Origin of the sequence: Pseudoalteromonas sp. McH1-42, assembly GCF_022347845.1 — a bacterium.
Classification (GTDB): Bacteria; Pseudomonadota; Gammaproteobacteria; order Enterobacterales; family Alteromonadaceae; genus Pseudoalteromonas; species Pseudoalteromonas rubra_D.
This window is the reverse complement of the sequence record NZ_JAKRFU010000005.1, coordinates 1-17651: the sequence shown is the minus strand read 5'-3', so window position 1 is coordinate 17651 and position 17651 is coordinate 1. Positions and strand designations below refer to the sequence as shown.

Annotated in this window: 12 protein-coding genes and 1 CRISPR repeat array; of the genes, 4 read left to right on the top strand and 8 right to left on the bottom strand. The window is 49.4% G+C overall.

The genetic code is table 11. The features are described 5' to 3' along the window. The first annotated feature begins 27 nt into the window (after window positions 1–27). On the top strand, window positions 28–867 hold the full coding sequence (locus MHN31_RS05415) for a hypothetical protein (RefSeq protein ID WP_239443657.1): 840 nt from the start codon (window positions 28–30) through the stop codon (window positions 865–867). A gap of 66 nt (window positions 868–933) precedes the next feature. Then, window positions 934–3470: direct repeats of the CRISPR family, unit length 29 nt; unit sequence CGGTTTAGCCCCGCGTCTGCGGGGAACAC. 319 nt (window positions 3471–3789) lie between these two features. Here the strand turns inward: MHN31_RS05415 and MHN31_RS05410 are convergent. The 5 genes from MHN31_RS05410 to MHN31_RS05390 all read right to left on the bottom strand — a co-directional run bounded on the left by MHN31_RS05410 (window position 3790) and on the right by MHN31_RS05390 (window position 7283). Then, on the bottom strand, window positions 3790–4224 hold the full coding sequence (locus tag MHN31_RS05410) for a hypothetical protein (RefSeq protein ID WP_125564685.1): 435 nt from the start codon (window positions 4222–4224) through the stop codon (window positions 3790–3792). Window positions 4225–4233: 9 nt separating this feature from the next. Further along, window positions 4234–4488, bottom strand: a complete 255-nt coding sequence (locus MHN31_RS05405; protein ID WP_010379919.1) for a hypothetical protein — start codon at window positions 4486–4488, stop codon at window positions 4234–4236. 147 nt (window positions 4489–4635) lie between these two features. Next, complete coding sequence (locus MHN31_RS05400) at window positions 4636–5310, bottom strand: hypothetical protein (RefSeq protein WP_239443656.1); 675 nt, start codon at window positions 5308–5310, stop codon at window positions 4636–4638. A 202-nt stretch (window positions 5311–5512) separates the two neighbouring features. Then, complete coding sequence (locus MHN31_RS05395) at window positions 5513–6505, bottom strand: phosphatidylinositol transfer protein (protein WP_239443655.1); 993 nt, start codon at window positions 6503–6505, stop codon at window positions 5513–5515. Between the two features lie 112 nt (window positions 6506–6617). Continuing rightward, entirely contained in the window at window positions 6618–7283 is a 666-nt protein-coding gene (locus MHN31_RS05390) for a hypothetical protein (protein WP_239443654.1), read from the bottom strand. A 390-nt stretch (window positions 7284–7673) separates the two neighbouring features. Here MHN31_RS05390 and MHN31_RS05385 point away from each other — a divergent pair, with 390 nt between their 5' ends. Beyond that, complete coding sequence (locus MHN31_RS05385) at window positions 7674–8867, top strand: GGDEF domain-containing protein (protein ID WP_125564678.1); 1194 nt, start codon at window positions 7674–7676, stop codon at window positions 8865–8867. A 7-nt stretch (window positions 8868–8874) separates the two neighbouring features. Here MHN31_RS05385 and MHN31_RS05380 read toward each other — a convergent pair whose 3' ends face one another. Then, window positions 8875–9729, bottom strand: coding sequence for an SDR family oxidoreductase (locus MHN31_RS05380; RefSeq protein ID WP_138538493.1), 855 nt, complete (start codon window positions 9727–9729; stop codon window positions 8875–8877). A 99-nt stretch (window positions 9730–9828) separates the two neighbouring features. Between MHN31_RS05380 and MHN31_RS05375 the strand changes: the two genes are divergently transcribed. Both MHN31_RS05375 and MHN31_RS05370 read left to right on the top strand, forming a co-directional pair. Beyond that, entirely contained in the window at window positions 9829–10728 is a 900-nt protein-coding gene (locus MHN31_RS05375; protein WP_239443653.1) for a LysR family transcriptional regulator, read from the top strand. Window positions 10729–10877: 149 nt separating this feature from the next. Beyond that, window positions 10878–11324 (top strand): DoxX family protein, encoded by a 447-nt coding sequence (locus MHN31_RS05370; protein ID WP_125564674.1) that lies wholly within the window; start codon window positions 10878–10880, stop codon window positions 11322–11324. 72 nt (window positions 11325–11396) lie between these two features. Here the strand turns inward: MHN31_RS05370 and MHN31_RS05365 are convergent, their stop codons facing one another. Continuing rightward, entirely contained in the window at window positions 11397–12068 is a 672-nt protein-coding gene (locus MHN31_RS05365) for a hypothetical protein (RefSeq protein ID WP_239443652.1), read from the bottom strand. Window positions 12069–12537: 469 nt separating this feature from the next. Further along, a partial coding sequence (locus MHN31_RS05360) for a non-ribosomal peptide synthetase (RefSeq protein WP_239443651.1) occupies window positions 12538–17651 on the bottom strand: 5114 nt, incomplete at its 5' end.

Sequence of the window (17651 nt, the reverse complement as noted above, 5' to 3'; positions counted from 1 at the left end):
TTGATTTCTTAAAAAAGAAGGAATTACATGATAAAGCCCACCGTGATCTTAGTGCTGGTTTTCACCATTGTTGGCTATATTTTTTGCCAAAGGCACTACGTGACCAAACCAACATTCCAGAAAACAAGCGGTTATCATACATTTATTTTGTCAGCCTCGTGGGGGTTCGCACTGTATATGGTCGCCACACTTTTATTTGGTATCAGTGCATGGGTTTTAGAGTTGTCAGGCTTCCCTCAGGGAATAATAGCGCCAACTTTGAAGCACACGGTTGAGTTGATTTTTCCGGGTTTAATTTTTCCCTCATACAGCATTCACTGTATTCTGATTTCCGCAATTGCGCTGATATTGTCAGTATTTGGCCCAAATATGATACTAAGCATCACCGCCAAACAGAAAAATGTTACCCCGGAAGATCTAAAAAATGCGGTATACTTTAGCTTGTCTGGCACGGATGATACGCCAGAGTTTACCGGTATACTTCACAACAGCATGCTCAAAGGGCTCCCCATTGCTTTTACGCTTTCAAATCGCAAGGTTTATATTGGCTATGTGATTAACCTGGGCTATCACATGAACGATTTTATGGTACTTCCGCTCAAGAGCGGTTACAGGTGTAAAGACGAACTACGCCTGGAATTGGTCACCAATTACGCCTCTGCCTGGTCAGATATTGAAGCCAGCAACAAAGACAAACCAGAAGCAAACAAATCAGATGAAGTAGTATTAGACTTAGAAAAATTCCTCATCAACATCCCCGTCAGAGAGGTTGTCCACGCTAACTTGCACGACTTTGAGTATAAAGAGCATTTTGAAAACAACGAAGAGCCAAGATCTGCTACCAGACCATCACAAGGTACTGATTAACTCCAATCAGATAACTCAATTACCCTGTGATATCGAAGTCGTACAACCCATAACCTGCCTCGAGCTAAGTTTAGCCCTGCTTCAGCGGGGAACACAGGCGTACTTTTGGAATGAAGCTAAAGAGAGACAGTTTAGCCCCGCGCCTGCGGGGAACACCCAGAACAAAAAAACTAAGCCAGGCAAGCTGTCGGTTTAGCCCCGCGTCTGCGGGGAACACAACCACCATCCCGCCAGGACAATGATATTGCCCGGTTTAGCCCCGCGCCTGCGGGGAACACATAAAACGTATGGACCACATCGCTGGCCGCATCGGTTTAGCCCCGCGTCTGCGAGGAACACTTCTCGCCTAAGCTCCCTGTCCAGTCTTTTTTCGGTTTAGCCCCGCGTCTGTGGGGAACACAAATATGAATATAGGGTATCTATGAAAATACTCGGTTTAGCCCCGCGCCTGCGGGGAACACGCGAAGAGCGGCCAGAAGGCAATGTACGGCCACGGTTTAGCCCCGCGCCTGCGGGGAACACTGGATGCACTAATCAATTATACAGGGCTCTCACGGTTTAGCCCCGCGCCTGCGGGGAACACGGAAGCAATTTTTACAGTTTCGGATATTGCTCCTGGTTTAGCCCCGCGCCTGCGGGGAACACACCCCACAAGTATTGCAATTCAGACGTTGAAACGGTTTAGCCCCGCGCCTGCGGGGAACACGCTATTCACCAACTCGTGGCAAATCTGGCTCACGGTTTAGCTCCGCGCCTGCGGGGAACACGCCTAATCATCCTGACCACACAGGATATATATCTGGTTTAGCCCCGCGTCTGCGGGGAACACCAGGGTTCGCTTTATGGCTCGGTTGTAGGACGCGGTTTAGCCCCGCGTCTGCGGGGAACACTCATTGAATTCATTTTTCTCCTGGTCACGGGCCGGTTTAGCCCCGCGTCTGCGGGGAACACGGTACAAATGAGTCGAATGGAAAATCGATAGGCGGTTTAGCCCCGCGTCTGCGGGGAACACGCAAAACCGGTTGACCGAATGAGTGGTGATTGACGGTTTAGCCCCGCGTCTGCGGGGAACACTTCATACTTTTCCTTAACTGAGTCGTCTATTTCGGTTTAGCCCCGCGTCTGCGGGGAACACGGGTAATGCCAATGGTCTGTAAATGGCACCTCCGGTTTAGCCCCGCGTCTGCGGGGAACACTTGATAGCCAACTTCAAGGCCAATTGTTTCACCGGTTTAGCCCCGCGTCTGCGGGGAACACCGATGCTAGCCATAGATAAGCACCGTGCGGCCCGGTTTAGCCCCGCGTCTGCGGGGAACACGCTATCACTATGTGTTGATGCACCATCTAACTCCGGTTTAGCCCCGCGTCTGCGGGGAACACATAAATTTATCGTTTTGCAAGGTGCGGGGAAACGGTTTAGCCCCGCGTCTGCGGGGAACACTCCTTTAGGGATCTTTGCGTTGCTATTACGGCCGGTTTAGCCCCGCGTCTGCGGGGAACACCCAGTGATTGGGATCTTTTTTCAGGCTGGTTACGGTTTAGCCCCGCGTCTGCGGGGAACACTGCTTGCAATTGTGCTCGGACTGATTGCATACCGGTTTAGCCCCGCGTCTGCGGGGAACACTGCTTGCAATTGTGCTCGGACTGATTGCATACCGGTTTAGCCCCGCGTCTGCGGGGAACACGACATTCAATGTTGCGACACAGGTAATGCGCGCGGTTTAGCCCCGCGTCTGCGGGGAACACCCGAGTATCAACAATTTCTGTTAGGGGCATCGCGGTTTAGCCCCGCGTCTGCGGGGAACACGGAATGTAAATAACTCAAGGAGCTAGTCATGCCGGTTTAGCCCCGCGTCTGCGGGGAACACGGAATGTAAATAACTCAAGGAGCTAGTCATGCCGGTTTAGCCCCGCGTCTGCGGGGAACACCTAAAAAATTGGCGTTTGAAAAAAATGGGGAGCCGGTTTAGCCCCGCGTCTGCGGGGAACACGTACAACTGGAGAAATCACTATCAAGCGCATGCGGTTTAGCCCCGCGTCTGCGGGGAACACTGTGTTATTGTATTTGTCGTATACCAGCTGCGCGGTTTAGCCCCGCGTCTGCGGGGAACACACCGATAACGGTCACTCAGGCCCTTATACTGACGGTTTAGCCCCGCGTCTGCGGGGAACACGTTGGGATAGGTTTATCAGGAAGGCGATTTAACGGTTTAGCCCCGCGTCTGCGGGGAACACGTGTGCTATCTGATGAGCAGCTAAAAAATAACCGGTTTAGCCCCGCGTCTGCGGGGAACACCAGCGTTTTGCCTGAGCGTTGAACTGTGCAATCGGTTTAGCCCCGCGTCTGCGGGGAACACGTAAAGCGTATCGAGAGGGGCAGAATGCTCGCTCGGTTTAGCCCCGCGTCTGCGGGGAACACACATACGGTTTAGTTCATCTTCCTCCTTTTTTGCGGTTTAGCCCCGCGTCTGCGGGGAACACTCAGCTCCGGGCGGGTATATTGTTTCTGATGGCGGTTTAGCCCCGCGTCTGCGGGGAACACAGCGGATAAAACAAGCTCGAGAGAAAATCAACCGGTTTAGCCCCGCGTCTGCGGGGAACACTCTAAAATTATATATTTGTTTTTAATAAAGAAAAGTGAGAGTGTAAAAGTTACCAAAAATATTAGGTACAAAATCAGGTGAGATATTGACGTGTATTGATTCACTGTTAAATCACTTTGTTAAAGAGCATGGACTTAATGTAGCAACACAACACGCAGGAAAAAATACCTGCTGCCAGAATCGTTAATAAGGAGAACAAGATTAAGCCAGGTGGTATCGCTGCTAAAAATGTACTCTAATGAAAGGTAAGCAAGCGCATCCATTCGGCCTCAACAACGGCAAAACACACCGAGGTAAACTCTTCACACTCCCTTTTTGGCTAAGCCCCATTATTCCTGCTGGTGCCAAACACATAGCCCAGTAGTGCGGTGAGGGTTGGAAAGAGCACATTGAGTATGATCAGCTGGAGCGTGTCGAACCAGAATGCGCGGAAGGTGGCGCGCTGGTTTGCAAGTAGCTCAAGTTTGGCCTGCATTTGTTCGGCGCTGAGTGTGTTGTTTGGGTTGGTGGTGATGGCGTTAAAAAAGCGGATCTCGCCCCACACAAAAATACTGAGAATGATGAGCAAGAAGCCAATTAATACCGCAATGATCCCCCAGGTGAGGTTCACACCGGCTTTTTCTTTACCTGTCAGTGGCTCCGGATCGGAGACCGGGGCTTCCATAGGCGACGAGTCCTGGGCGGAGCTTAAGTCCAGGTTTTGCCATGGTGATTGTGTGTGGTTTTGGTCGCTGTCCTGTGCGTTACCTGTCATCCTGTATACCTAGTGTTGTGCGCTCGGCTTTGATTTGTTGATGTTATTGAGTTCAGGCATGACGAGCCGATGTACATCTTTGCCTTGTTTGTCTGCCGATAAAATGGCCCTGTCATGCACCACTTCGTCAGAAGCCCAGTCCAGCAGAGTGAGTGCAACTTTGGTCAAATCGCTGGATTTTTTTAATCCTAAGCGTTGTTGTAGCTGCGCCAGATAATCTGCATCGACGGAAAAGCGTACTTCAGTTTTTTTACTGTCTGCCATATATACTCCAAAAAGTTTCCGGATTTCCTCCAATATTAGTGGAATAAGGAAAGGGGTGCAAACAAAACAATGCACAACTCCCTCATTGTTTAGGATCAAAAAAGGCCAGTCACATGGCTGGCCTTTTAGTTATACTCGAGTATGCAATTAGAAGCTGTATCTAAAGTTGACGTCCAACGTGTTGTAGTCGTCAACGTTGCGATATTCTGCATTTACCGAGAACATGGTGTTAAAGTGATAGCCCGCACCCACAAAGAAAAGCGGGTTGCTATCGCCATCTTCACCGCTGGTTTTCTCGTAGCCAAGTCCTGCTTTTAATTCAATATTTTCCAGCACTCGCGTCTGATATTGACCACGTAGACGATAGATATTTTCATCATCGGAGGCAGAGGAGCTGCTTTGGAATACTCTTGTTTGATATGTTTCCGTGACGTCAAGCTTAGCTTTCAGATCCACTTTACCAATATGAAAACTCACATCAAACAAAGAGGTTTCATCCAATTCGTGAATGTAACCCGCGCCAAGTGTAAACTGGTCAATATCCAGCTCATAGTTAGCATTAAAAGAGTGGCTTTCATCATATTGATAACTATTGCCAAATGAATCGCTTACACTGTAGTAGCGCCCTTCAACATAGTAGTTTTCAAAGCGCTTACTTGCTGCCAGATTTACACCGGTAAGCGTATCATTGGCCATATCACTATCGTTTACACTAAAGCGCTTATAACCCACTTCCACTTTATCAAAGTTAATCGTGTGAGCCACCGCAGGCGCACCAGCCAAAAGCGTGGCTAATCCAGCCACAAGAGATAACTGCTTCATCGTTTTCCTTTTTACTCTATCTCAAAAAATACTGACTACCGGACCTGTTATGGTCCGAATATAGCTGCGCGCATTATAAATATTTGTTCTAAAATGTACAGGATATACGCATTAAGCGATTGATAAATAGGCAAAATGGGAATGAAATTACTCTGATTAAGCAGAATATGGGCCAGCTAAGATGATGGCCCTGGTTTAAATATTACTCACACTGCGCTGCAGGAAAGGTATCAACCTCATCGGTAATATGTGCATTGTAACTATTATTAGTAATAGCAGTGGTACCGTAATGACCGGCATCCGGACCTATTGTAAAGCTGTTTTGTGCGCCCAGCCCTGCGCGAATAAAGGCTTCGGCGTCTGTTTTTGCATTACCATACGCACGCACTATATTCAGGCCCTGCGATTGTAACTGCTGGATCTGCTCAATCTTATATTCAGCCGTTCTGAATAAGCTGGTTTCATTGCTTAAAGAAGTACGTAAAAAACCACGCGGCAGACCCATCCAGTTTAACCAATCCCGGGTACCTTTGGCGTACCAGTAAACACGGGCAGTCAGGTAAACAGGCTGATAACCCAGGTCCAGGTATCGACGCACCAGGCTATAAGCGCCTTCTTTTTCATCGGCGCGGTCAATACCGGTATAATCGCCAATTTGTTCAGCATCGGATTCGGTCAGAGTACCATCAATATCGAACAAGACCGCCTGCGTATTTGGCTGAATGACTGTCACAAATCCTTCGGTACCGCTTCCATCCGCAGGCACCGCAGCATAAATGCGGTACTGTCCGGCATTAATTGCTGGCAGTGTGACACTGGCTTTGCCATCGCTGTTGGTCACGGCCTCACCCAGATAGCGCCAGTCACTGTCCTGCTGAGCACGCAAGTAAAAGCGTACCGTTTCAAACTCGAGATCTTTGTGTGCAATCGCGCCGTAATCAAATTTTGCAGTTACAGTAACACTGTTACCTTCAGCCACCACTTCATCGTGGATCATATGAAAACTCGGCAACCAGGTAATAAAACGATTAAGACCGTTGCGATAGCCCGCACTGGGCACATTAGGTTTAGCATAATTTTGCTCAATCCAGCTTGGCTCTGGACACTTTGGCAGTGCTTGTGCGCCAAAAGTACATGCAACGGCTGCAATAGCAACCGCTTTAGCTGTGATATGAGTCAACCTTGATAACTTCATACATACTCCCGTCGTTTAATTCGAGGCAAGAATATATACTCTAGATTACATTTTTATTAACGCAAACTTTTCACACAAGCAAACATTTTAACAACAAAGTTTAATCCTACCATCACCGGGTAAAGACGACTTTGGGTTTTGCTGGCTCTGCGGTGCGCTCTGGTTGGGGTTTTGTGGGCGCCTGGCTGTGCGCAGACAAGCTTTTTAACGGGGTCGAGTGGATATTGCGCTTAGCGGCTACCCAGGCATATTGTCCATAAGATTCAAAGATATAATTGCCACTTGGCAGCTGGATTTGTCCATAAATCACATCATCAGTCAGGGTCAGATAAACGTAGGAGCGCTCATCTGGTTGTTTGCCCACCTGACCTGTGAGTCGTTTCTCCTGCCCTGTTTCGGTGATGTCTATGATTTCAGAGCAGATCTTTTCCTGGGTCTGCGGAATTAAAAACTCAAAGCTATCACCCATCTCCAGGGTGCGGATGCTTTTTACGTCCAGCTCCACATACGCTTCGTCATACAATTCATAGGGAACTGTGGTACCCGACTTGAAGAATGCTCTGGCGTGCTGTGACTCTTTGTTGATGGTGTAGTAGGTACTTTGTAATTCATGCTGTGGCAATCTCACGCCACTGTTATGCTGGGCAGCCGTCATCACTGCTGGCTCATGCGTAATGGCCAGTTGCAGTTCGGTCACGTTCAGTGGCGCGCTTACCTGCTTGCCCGACGTGCCCAGACCGTCTGGGAGAGTCTGCTCATTGCCATAAAACAGCAACATAACACATGACACCAACCCAACGACGCCCATTAATATGTAAGTGAACACTTTCAACATATCAATAAATTAACAAATGAAGTACTAATGGGAACATTAATTGCTCTGCCAGTATTTATCAAGTGAGATTAATAACAGTACAGGCTGCCAGCACCGCCCGTGTACATAATTAAACTAATATCAATATGTTAAAAAGGAAACACTATTTACCTTTGTTTACATTCGCCAAACTGCCGATGCGCTGGATTCTTTAATGAAAGGGCTAAATTTCACACAGATGGTGCGCATCTGAGCCTGCTGGTGCTATGCTTGAAGCTTAGGAAAGTCTCATAATACGCCTGAACACACGTACCAGAGTGCAGGCAGCAACCGGAGTACACATAGGTCGATTTAATGCAGGTTCATGATCTTACACTGATGCTGTCGTTGTGGATTGCGTCTCTTACTGGTGCGACTTTGCTGTTTGTGATCTCGAAAATGACCCAGACCATCACCGGCACCCGAGTTTGGTCCCTGGCTATGTTGCTACTTTCCTTTGCCTATTTATCACAGTTGAGCATGCAAAGCCTGGATGTTCAATGGCGCGTTTTAACCTTTAATACCTTCCTTATACTGGGGCACTCAGCCTGGCTGATCGGCACCTGGCAATTTGTCGAACGAACCCCGTCAAAACAAAAAATAGCCTGGCTGATCCTACCTGTATTGCTGATCTCCTGGCTAACAGCCACCGTCTTTCCTGAGCGAGAACTACGCATCACACTTATTGGCATTTGGCTGATAGCAGTACGTTGCCATTATGCCTGGGTGCTGTACAAGCACGCACGTCAGGATAGAAACGAATTTCTGGCCGCCAGGATCGCTATCGGGATCGTGTGTCTGGAGGTCTTTTTCTCGATTATGTATACCCTGCAAGGTGCGCTGGGCAACCTGCCACAAATCGGAGAAGCCTTCAACTGGGTAGCTGGCTATACCTGGGTTGCGGCTTTGCTGGGGATCCTGGCCGGTGCGCCGATTTTATTGCTACTCAGTGCAGGGCGCTTTGTAAAGGCGCTGGAATTTGCCGCCAATCACGACCTGCTGACCGGACTGCTCAATCGCCGCGGGCTAGCCAGACAACTCAACGAGCTGCTGCCGCTGAGCAAAAGAAAGTGTGACTCACTCACCGTCATGATGATAGATCTCGACCATTTTAAGCGCGTGAACGATCTGTACGGCCACCAAAGCGGTGACCGCGCTATTGTCTGCATTGCCGATGTGCTCAAAACACACTTTCGCAGTGCCGATCTGCTGGCACGCTGGGGCGGCGAAGAATTTTGCCTGGTCCTGTTTGATATGCAGCCCGACATGGCGGCAACCTGTGCAAACAAACTACAAAATGCCTTTGCACAACAAAGTCTGCAACTGGGGTTAGGTGATACTCCTTTGACCATCAGCATAGGTATTGCCTGTAGCCGCGAGATCAGCCTGCCGGGCTTCGAAACCACCCAAAATCAGGCAGACAAAGCTCTGTACGATGCCAAACATGCCGGACGAAACTGCGTGAAAGTAGCCAGCATGGCACTGAGCCTGCTCGAAGAAACGCCCTGATTTACCGTTAGGCGTTCAGCTGATAGGTCAGGCTCTCAAGCATGGTTGTAGTTGGCCGACCTATCAGGCGACCCAGTGTGCCGCTATTCTCATACAGCCAGCCCGCATTCGCCTGAGCTTCAGCATCAGCCAGCAACGCCGCAAATCCGGCCGGTAATCCCAGCTGAGTCAGAAAATCTGCATAATGTTGTTCAGACACATAATTTGTCAGTACGGTTTTGCCACTTAGCTCAGTGGCCAAGTCAGCCAGTGCCTGTAAATTAAAGCTCTGATCGCCCGCCAGCTCATAGGTTTTGCCAGCATGGTCCGGCTCGGTCAGTACCACAGCTGCTGCCTCGGCATAATCCCCCCTCGCAGCACTGGCAATTCGTCCTTCATGCATTGCACCAACAATGGCGCCCGCTGCAATACTGCCAGCAATCCCTGCGCTGTAGTTTTCGTTATACCAGCCGTTGCGCAACAACACATAAGGCACATCCGACGCCTTAATCAACTGCTCAGTATCCCGATGCTCATCACTGAGTTGCATGGGTGACTTATCGGCATGCAAAATACTCGTATAAGCCAGCAACGCCACACCTGCTTGTTTCGCTGCGTGAATAACCGCGCTGTGCTGACGTACCCGTTGGCCAATCATATTACCCGAGATAAGTAATAACTTACTTACACCCTTCAAAGCATTAGTCAAGGTTTGTGGCTGATCGTAATCTGCTGTTCTGAGTGTTACTCCAAGACGGCTTAACGCTTCGGCTTGCCCCGGGTCGCGTACCAGTGCCACTATCTGCGACGCCGGAACACGCTTTAGTAAAGCCGCGATCACCAGCCGACCCAACTGACCATTTGCACCTGTTACTGCAATCATATTATCTCTCCACTGTTTGTGTTTCATGTTGATGGGCTTATTGTCTGGCAAAGTGGCTGTTATCATAAGATGGTCATTACAAAATGAAGTGTTCTGAAAATGATTACAATCAATCATGGCTCGCTGAAATTACTGGCTATCTTTGCAACGGTGATTGACAGCGGCAGTTTTGCAGCCGCCGCACGGCGTTTACACTCCAGTCGCTCACGAGTAAGTGAACAAGTGTCTCAGTTGGAATCGCAATTGAATGTACGCTTGTTGCAACGCAGTACACGTCAGTTAAAACTGACCCAGGAAGGAGAAAAAATACTGCAACATGCCCGTCAGTTAGACGGCATATTACAAAATATAGAAGCGGATCTGACGGATACTGAGCCCAGTGGCCGAGTTACACTGACCATGAATCACGACATTGCGCATAAGTTTATTCTGCCCAAGCTCGACAAACTGGCACAGCGCTATCCGAAGATTAGCCTGGATTTGATTGTCGATGATAACCCGCTCGACCTGATTGAACAGCAAATTGACCTAGCTATTCGGATTGGCTTTATTCGTGATGAATCTTTGGTTGCACGCATTCTTCATCAGGAGCGCTTTGCCCTGTTTGCCAGCCCCACATTGCTGGCACAGTATGGCATGCCCAACACAGTGGCTGAGCTGGAGGCCATGCCCTGGCTGATGCTCAAACAAACCGCCGAGCAGGGCGCACAAATGCTGTTTGATAATGAGGAGCCGGTGGTGATCCAACCCCTCCAACATCACAGTTGTAATTCACCTTACCTGTTGCAGCAAATGGTCGTGAGCGGGCTTGGCGTAGCAATCTTACTGCCTTCTACCGTGCAACAGGAGATCAGCGATGGCAAGTTAGTCACACTCTGTGAATCGTTGCACAGCGAACCGCTGGTGTTTTCACTGGTTTACCCGTCTCGTCGTCAGGTGCCACAACGTACCCGGGCCGTCATTGACTTTTTACTTTCGGAGTCGCTGTTCCACCTTTAAATTCTATTTAAGAGAATGATTAGTGCGATTTTTAGAAATTTTAAAAACTAAAAACGAATTTATACTGCTTCATATCGGCTGAGGGGACAACAACGAAGCACGTTTCCCGCAAGCCCTGGCTTAAATATTACGCACTTGAGGAAACAGTAATGACTAAATTAATTCAACTATTCGACCAAAACACAACGCTGTCTCATATTGCTGCACTGCTTGCACGCATTGGCTTGTCGGCCATCTTTATTCTCGCAGCGATGAACAAGATCCAGTACTTTGAAGGTAACGCACAGTATATGGCATCAAGCGGCCTGCCTGGCGAGTTACTGCCACTGGTCATTGCCTTTGAGTTAATCGGTGGTCTGATGATACTGGGTGGCCTGCTTACTCGCCTGACAGCCATTGCATTCGCTGGGTTTAGTCTGGTTAGTGCGCTGTTGTTCCACTTTGACCTGGCAGATCAAATACAGTTTATTATGTTCTTCAAAAATGTTGCGATGGCAGGTGGTTTCCTGGCGCTGGCGGCCTATGGTGCGGGTAAATTCAGTATCGACCAAAAAATTCTGACCTCTCAGCCAATCGTTAAAGGCAAGCTGGCTTAAAACCAGTTTCACTTAATATCTGAAAAGAAAATCATGAACGCGCGGTAGCTCAACGCACCGCGCGTTTTTAATTTATTCTGACGCCATGACACGCTTACCATTGGCATCAACCACCAACAGATAAGACTGGCCAAAATCACCGTTACACAAATCAATGCTATTGCCAGCGACCTCAAGCCCGTCGGCACAGCTGCTAACTTCATAATAAGAAGTCACCTGACCTTTTTCGGTAGTGGTGACTTTTTCGCCCCCAACCATCACGTCATAGCTACCATTGGCAAACAAACGCACGTTAAATACGTCGGCTTTATTTTCTTGCTTTTTACTAATCACAGACAAACTGCGTTCGCCGTCTGCTTCCCAGGCAATCACCCATAGATTGGCACCATCTTTCAGGGTGGTATTCATACGCTCTTGCTTTTCTCCACTGTTACTGTCTTTAACACCCAGGTTGATCATGTTATTGATTGCTTTGTAGCTGTAGCTATATGTCTTGCCCACCTCTTTTGCAGGTACATCCGCTGACACCACACTACCGCTGTCAAATAAACCGCTATAACCCGAACTGATAGACCGTCTTTTCGCGTGAAAATCGGCCATATAGTCCAGAGAGTTAACAAAAGACATTTTCGCATCATGGCTCAGCTGCTCGTCCAGCTCGTCACTACCTTCACCACATCCAGTCAGGGCTGCTGATAAACCCAGCAAAACTGCTAGCCCTAATCCTTTGTTGACGTTGTTCATAATCATCTCCGTAAATCCATCCAATAAAGAATAATACTGCCAGGCAATGCTTTGCCTGAGTTAAGTCTTAAACACCATCCAGGCTGATTACCCACAGCGCTAGCAAACGGTGTTGTTTATTTGTGTCTGCTCATTTTCATGGAGAAGATATTAACATGTTAATTACCTTCTCCAAGGTTGATAAATGTGCACAATTGTTTAATTCTGTAAGCAGAGTGACAGCCTTGTCATAAACACGCTCAGCCCCTCAAAATACAGATAAAAATCAATATTAATCAGCCATTAAACACTTATGGGATTGAGAGTAAAAGTAAATTAAATTTATGAAAAGTGCGTGACAAAGATGCTCAAACAAGCTGATATGTTTGAATATAGCCAGAAGATTAACCGCAACTTAAAATACAACAAATTCACAAAAAAGTAAAAACTAAAGCAACCCAGGGGCAGCCCCCGGGTTGCTTTACAGGGCTCAGATCTCAAGCACCTCTTCGTCCTCATCAATATCGCTATCATCAAAGGCCGAAAGTAAAGTCACCTCACTATGGATCAGTTCAGCGACCTCGCCAAGGTACTGACATTCAAAAACCTCAGCCACACTCAACTCAATTTGCCAGTGCACCTTAATCTCACTGAGTAGTCGCATCATCAATAGCGAGTGCCCGCCCAAGTCAAAGAAATTCGCCGACATACTGATGGTATCGGACTCCACCTCCAGCAAGCGTGCCACCACATCAACCAATTGTTGTTCCAGTGCGGTTTGCGGTGCAACATACTCTTCAGCAATGGCGGTTAACGCAATATCCGGCAATGCCTTTCTGTCTATTTTGCCATTGGCGGTCAGTGGCCAGGAGGTAATTAGTTGCCAGGCCGAAGGCACCATATAAGGCGGTAAACTGTCAGACATAGTAGCCATAAGCTGATCGGTTAAGTCATCGGTTTGTTGCTGAGGGTGTGGCTCGACATACGCAACGATCAGGCCACGTGCTTTATTCACCATAACCAGAGACTGCGCAACCCGCTCATCCGCATTCAGTGCAGCCTCAATCTCGCCCAGCTCTACCCGAAAACCCCGGATCTTAATCTGATCGTCAATACGACCTACATATTCCACTAAGCCATCCTGCTTAAACCGTACCAAGTCACCGGTTCTATAAAGCTCAGCCGCTTGTCCAGGCTCTGAAAAATAGGGGTTTGCAATAAACCGCTCTTTACTCAGCTGAGGTTGATTCAGATATCCCAATGCCAGACCATCTCCCCCCACACAGAGCTCACCCACCACACCTTGAGGCAATTGACGTCCTTGTGGGCTCAGCACCAAAATATGATCCCCCTGCACACCTCGACCAATGGGTACACCGGCACTGATATCATCATCAGCCGGCACCGGATAGCAGCAGGTAAAGGTGGTATTCTCAGTGGGGCCATAACCATTAATCACGGTAATCTCAGGCAACTCTGTTTGCACAGCGGTGACGGCTTGTGGATTAAGCACATCGCCCCCGGCCAGCACAGTGTGTAATGCCAAAGTGTCTGACTCTAATTCGCCACACACCTTGCTCCATTCCGTGAACAAACCTGAGGTCAGCCACATTGCTGTTATCCCTTGCGTACGCAACACTTTGTTGATCCCGTCTAAAGACAGATAAGTCTCGGGGTACAACACACACCGTCCGCCATTCAGCAGTGGGCCCCAAATTTCCAGGGTGGCTGCATCAAAGGCGATATTGGCGCTTTGCAGGAACACAGTCTGGTTGTTCAGAGTCATAAAGTTAGGGTCGTACACCAGACGATTGACTGCCCGATGCGGTGTCATCACGCCTTTGGGCGTGCCCGTAGAACCTGACGTGTAAATCACATAAGCAATCGACTGCGCCGTTAGCCCTTCAGCCCTGGGCAGATCCAATACACTCAGTGAAGACCATGGGGCAGCAGGGATATCTACCGACACTTTCGCCACCGAGCTGAATGCCAGCACTTCATGCTGCGCTTGCTCAGTCAGGATCACAGTTAGCTGAGTATCCTCAAGCATATATGCCAGACGAGATTCAGGGTAAGTTGGATCCAGCGGTACATAAGCACCACCGGCTTTCAAAATCGCCAGTGTTGCGACCAGTAACTCCACAGAGCGGCCCAGGCACAAGCCCACTAAGGCACCTGCGCCAATCTGATGCGTTTCTCGCAGATACTGCGCCAGTTGGTTTGCACGCGCATTCAGCTCACCATAACTGAGCATCTGGTCATTCAGCTGCACAGCCACTTCATTGGGTGTAGCCGCAGCCTGTAACTCAAACAACTCATGAATACAGGACAAACGCGGATAGTTAGCGCGCCCACTCTGCCACGTGTCTTGTAGCGCTATCTCCGCAGGTGGTAACACCGCCAGCGTCGACACAGGCTGATTGCTATTATCTTGCAATGCACTCACCAGCGCATGTAGCGCCGTTTCCATCCAGTCAGCAATACGTGTTGCCTCAACGGTTTGCTCAATCTGGAAGTCCAGCGTAAAGCTGGCTTGCTCGCCCAGATCGTTAACAGACAGATCAAACGGGTAATTGGTACGCTCACGAGTACTCAACAGACTCGGCGCGCCCTCATCACGGTGAGACGTAGCCTGTTCCTGAGCGGCACCATGTCCGGTATGGCGATAATTGAGGATCGCACTGAACAGTGGCGTATTACCGCTGATGGCACTATGGCTTTGCGCTTCAGCCAGCGACACCTGCTCGTAAGGCAATAGTGCCTGCAGTGCATCGTTGACCTCACTCAAGGCAACCTGAGCACTTTGCTGTCCCAGCGAAACACGCAGTGGCAAGGTATTAATCAACATGCCCATCATATGTTCTATGCCTGGCATACCATTCATCCGGCCGGACATCACAGTACCAAAAACCACCTCATCACGGCCTGTGCTGGCACTCAATACCTGCGCCCAGGCAAGGTGGAATAATGCAGCCGGGCTGCATTGCAGGCGTCGGGATAGCGCCCGGATTTGCTGCGACAATACCATATCAAGCGTCGTGCTGTATTCCGCTACCGCACTGCCATCTCCGGTCACCTGAGACAAACCAAATGGCAAGGTTGGCGTATCAATGTCGCCGAGCTGCTCAGTGAAAAACGCCGCCGTATCCAGCTTAGTGCTTTGCGCCATTGAACGGGCGATAAACTCTCGATAAGGCAATGGTGCAGGCAATTCAGTCTTGTTTTGTTCACTCAGCTCAGACAGCAAAATTTCCAAAGAAACATGATCGGTGATCAGGTGATGGAACTTCAGCAATGCATAAATTCTGCCCTGCTCGTCCTGTGGTGACACCATCAGTTGGATCAGCGGTGCAGATTCCAGCTCAAAGCCATGCGCAGCATTGGCCACATAGTCTTCAAACTGCGCTTTTATCTGTGCGCGCTCGAACGGCAACTCAGACACTGGTAGCTGCGCCTCACGTAATACAACCTGCACCGCCTGCGCACGGCCACGCCAGAAAATCGCAGTACGCAGCACATCATGACGCTGGATCACAAAGTTCAGCTCGGTTTTGAGTTGCGCCAGTTGAGACTCATCAGCCAGTTCAAACGCCATGGTACTGACATAAGGGTCGTGCTGCTGGTTCAGCGTGTGCACAAACAGCACGCCTTCCTGTAGCGGAGCAAGTGGATACATATCCTGCACGTTTGCAGCGCCACCAGGCACCTGCGCAATCAGGCTGTCTATGCTGTCCTGTGTCAGTTCAATCAAAGGCAACATGTCCGGGGTAATGGTGCTCGCCTGCTCGGGAATAAGGTTTTGAGGCACGCTGAATTCAAATTCAACCTGCGGTTGTGCGTCCAAATGCGCAGCCATCACACTCAGGCTACCCGCCTTGAACAAAGCCTGTGCCTGGCACTGATAGCCCAGCTGTTTTACCCGAGACAGTAGCTGCATGACCAATAAAGAGTGGCCACCCAGCGTAAAAAAGTTAGCATCACGGCTAATTTGCTCTACCGGCAAGTTCAGGACATCAGCCCAGATTGCAGCCAGTGTGCGCTCGGTATCGCTCTGTGGTGCAACATAATCGCGGCTTAAATTCGCCTGCTCAGGCGCTGGCAACGCCTTGCGGTCAATTTTACCGTTAGGGGTTTGTGGCCATTCGTCAATCAACACGAAACTGGCCGGGATCATGTACTCAGCTAATGATTGACCCAGTGTCTCAACAATCGACGCTATCAGCGTCTGCTGCGCCGCTTGCGCCTGCTCTGCATGCGGTTTAACGTACGCGACCAGACGCTGGTTGCCCTGCGTATCTGACAACGCCATCACCAGTGCCGAATCAACTTCGTGATGCTCACCGATATGATATTCAATTTCACCCAGCTCAATACGTAATCCGCGAATTTTTACCTGATGGTCCATCCGGCCCATATATTCTATGGTGCCATCATCACGAAAGCGCACCAGATCGCCGGTTTTATAGAGCCGCGAACTTGGCAATGTATCCTCAAACGGATTATCAATAAACCGCTCAGCTGTCAGCTCAGGGCGATTATGATAGCCGCGCGCCAGACCTTCACCACCAATATGCAACTCACCGCAAGCACCTTGTGGCAGTAAGTTAAGGGCCTCATCCAGAATCACCAGCTGAATATTCTGGATTGGTTTCCCGATTGGCACGCTGCTGCCGTGTGGCTGGCTGCAATCCCAATAGCTCACATCAATGGCCGCTTCGGTCGGACCATATAAGTTATGCAGTTGTGCCGAAGGTAAACTCACTCTGAACTGTTCAACGTGGCTGATCTGCAGCGCTTCACCACTACAGAACACCTGATTAATGGACGTACAACGAGCCAGATCGCCATGCTCCAACATCACACCCAGCATGGAGGGGACAAAGTGTAGTTTGGTGATCCCCGCGGCCACGATCAGCTCGCTTAGATATTCTGGTTCTTTATGACCACCCGGTTTGGCAATCACCAGCTGCGCCCCTTTGAGCATAGGCCAGACGAATTCCCATACAGATACATCAAAGCTATAAGGCGTCTTTTGCAAAATTCTGTCGTCCGGGCCACAGCCGTATTCGTTGTCCATCCAGTCAATGCGGTTATGCAGCGCCTGATGCTCAACCAACACACCTTTAGGTAGCCCGGTAGAACCTGACGTGTAAATGGTGTAGGCAAGATTGCGAGCATTCAGGCCAATGTCACTCACTACAATATTGGTATCCGGATAAGCGCTAAAATCGAACTCATCCAGTCGCGTAACGCTTGCTTCGCCAAGACTCACTCGCTTGGCAACCACAGCTGTGCTAAGCACCACAGCCGCATTGGCATCTTCAACCAGGTAAGCCAGGCGTGCCGGAGGCAACTCGGGGTCCAGCGGTACATAGGCACCACCGGCTTTGAGAATACCCCAAATCCCTATCACCATTTCCAGCGAGCGCTCTACACACAAGCCCACTAACGAATCCGGTCCGATATTGTGCTCCGCGCGCAGATAATGGGCCAATTGGTTGGCTCTGCTATTAAGCTCACCATAGCTCAGAGTCTGCTCACCAAAGCGCAGTGCAATCTGCTCCGGAGCCGCTGCGGCCTGCTGCTCAAATAATTCGTGAATAC

Excerpts from the sequence above, each read along its gene's own strand:
- MHN31_RS05365 (WP_239443652.1), bottom strand. The coding sequence starts at position 12,068 with ATGAACAACGTCAACAAAGGATTAGGGCTAGCAGTTTTGCTGGGTTTA.
- MHN31_RS05390 (WP_239443654.1), bottom strand. The coding sequence starts at position 7,283 with ATGTTGCTGTTTTATGGCAATGAGCAGACTCTCCCAGACGGTCTGGGC.
- MHN31_RS05380 (WP_138538493.1), bottom strand. The coding sequence starts at position 9,729 with ATGATTGCAGTAACAGGTGCAAATGGTCAGTTGGGTCGGCTGGTGATC.
- MHN31_RS05370 (WP_125564674.1), top strand. The coding sequence starts at position 10,878 with ATGACTAAATTAATTCAACTATTCGACCAAAACACAACGCTGTCTCAT.
- MHN31_RS05375 (WP_239443653.1), top strand. The coding sequence starts at position 9,829 with ATGATTACAATCAATCATGGCTCGCTGAAATTACTGGCTATCTTTGCA.
- MHN31_RS05415 (WP_239443657.1), top strand. The coding sequence starts at position 28 with ATGATAAAGCCCACCGTGATCTTAGTGCTGGTTTTCACCATTGTTGGC.
- MHN31_RS05400 (WP_239443656.1), bottom strand. The coding sequence starts at position 5,310 with ATGAAGCAGTTATCTCTTGTGGCTGGATTAGCCACGCTTTTGGCTGGT.
- MHN31_RS05395 (WP_239443655.1), bottom strand. The coding sequence starts at position 6,505 with ATGAAGTTATCAAGGTTGACTCATATCACAGCTAAAGCGGTTGCTATT.
- MHN31_RS05410 (WP_125564685.1), bottom strand. The coding sequence starts at position 4,224 with ATGACAGGTAACGCACAGGACAGCGACCAAAACCACACACAATCACCA.
- MHN31_RS05405 (WP_010379919.1), bottom strand. The coding sequence starts at position 4,488 with ATGGCAGACAGTAAAAAAACTGAAGTACGCTTTTCCGTCGATGCAGAT.
- MHN31_RS05385 (WP_125564678.1), top strand. The coding sequence starts at position 7,674 with ATGCAGGTTCATGATCTTACACTGATGCTGTCGTTGTGGATTGCGTCT.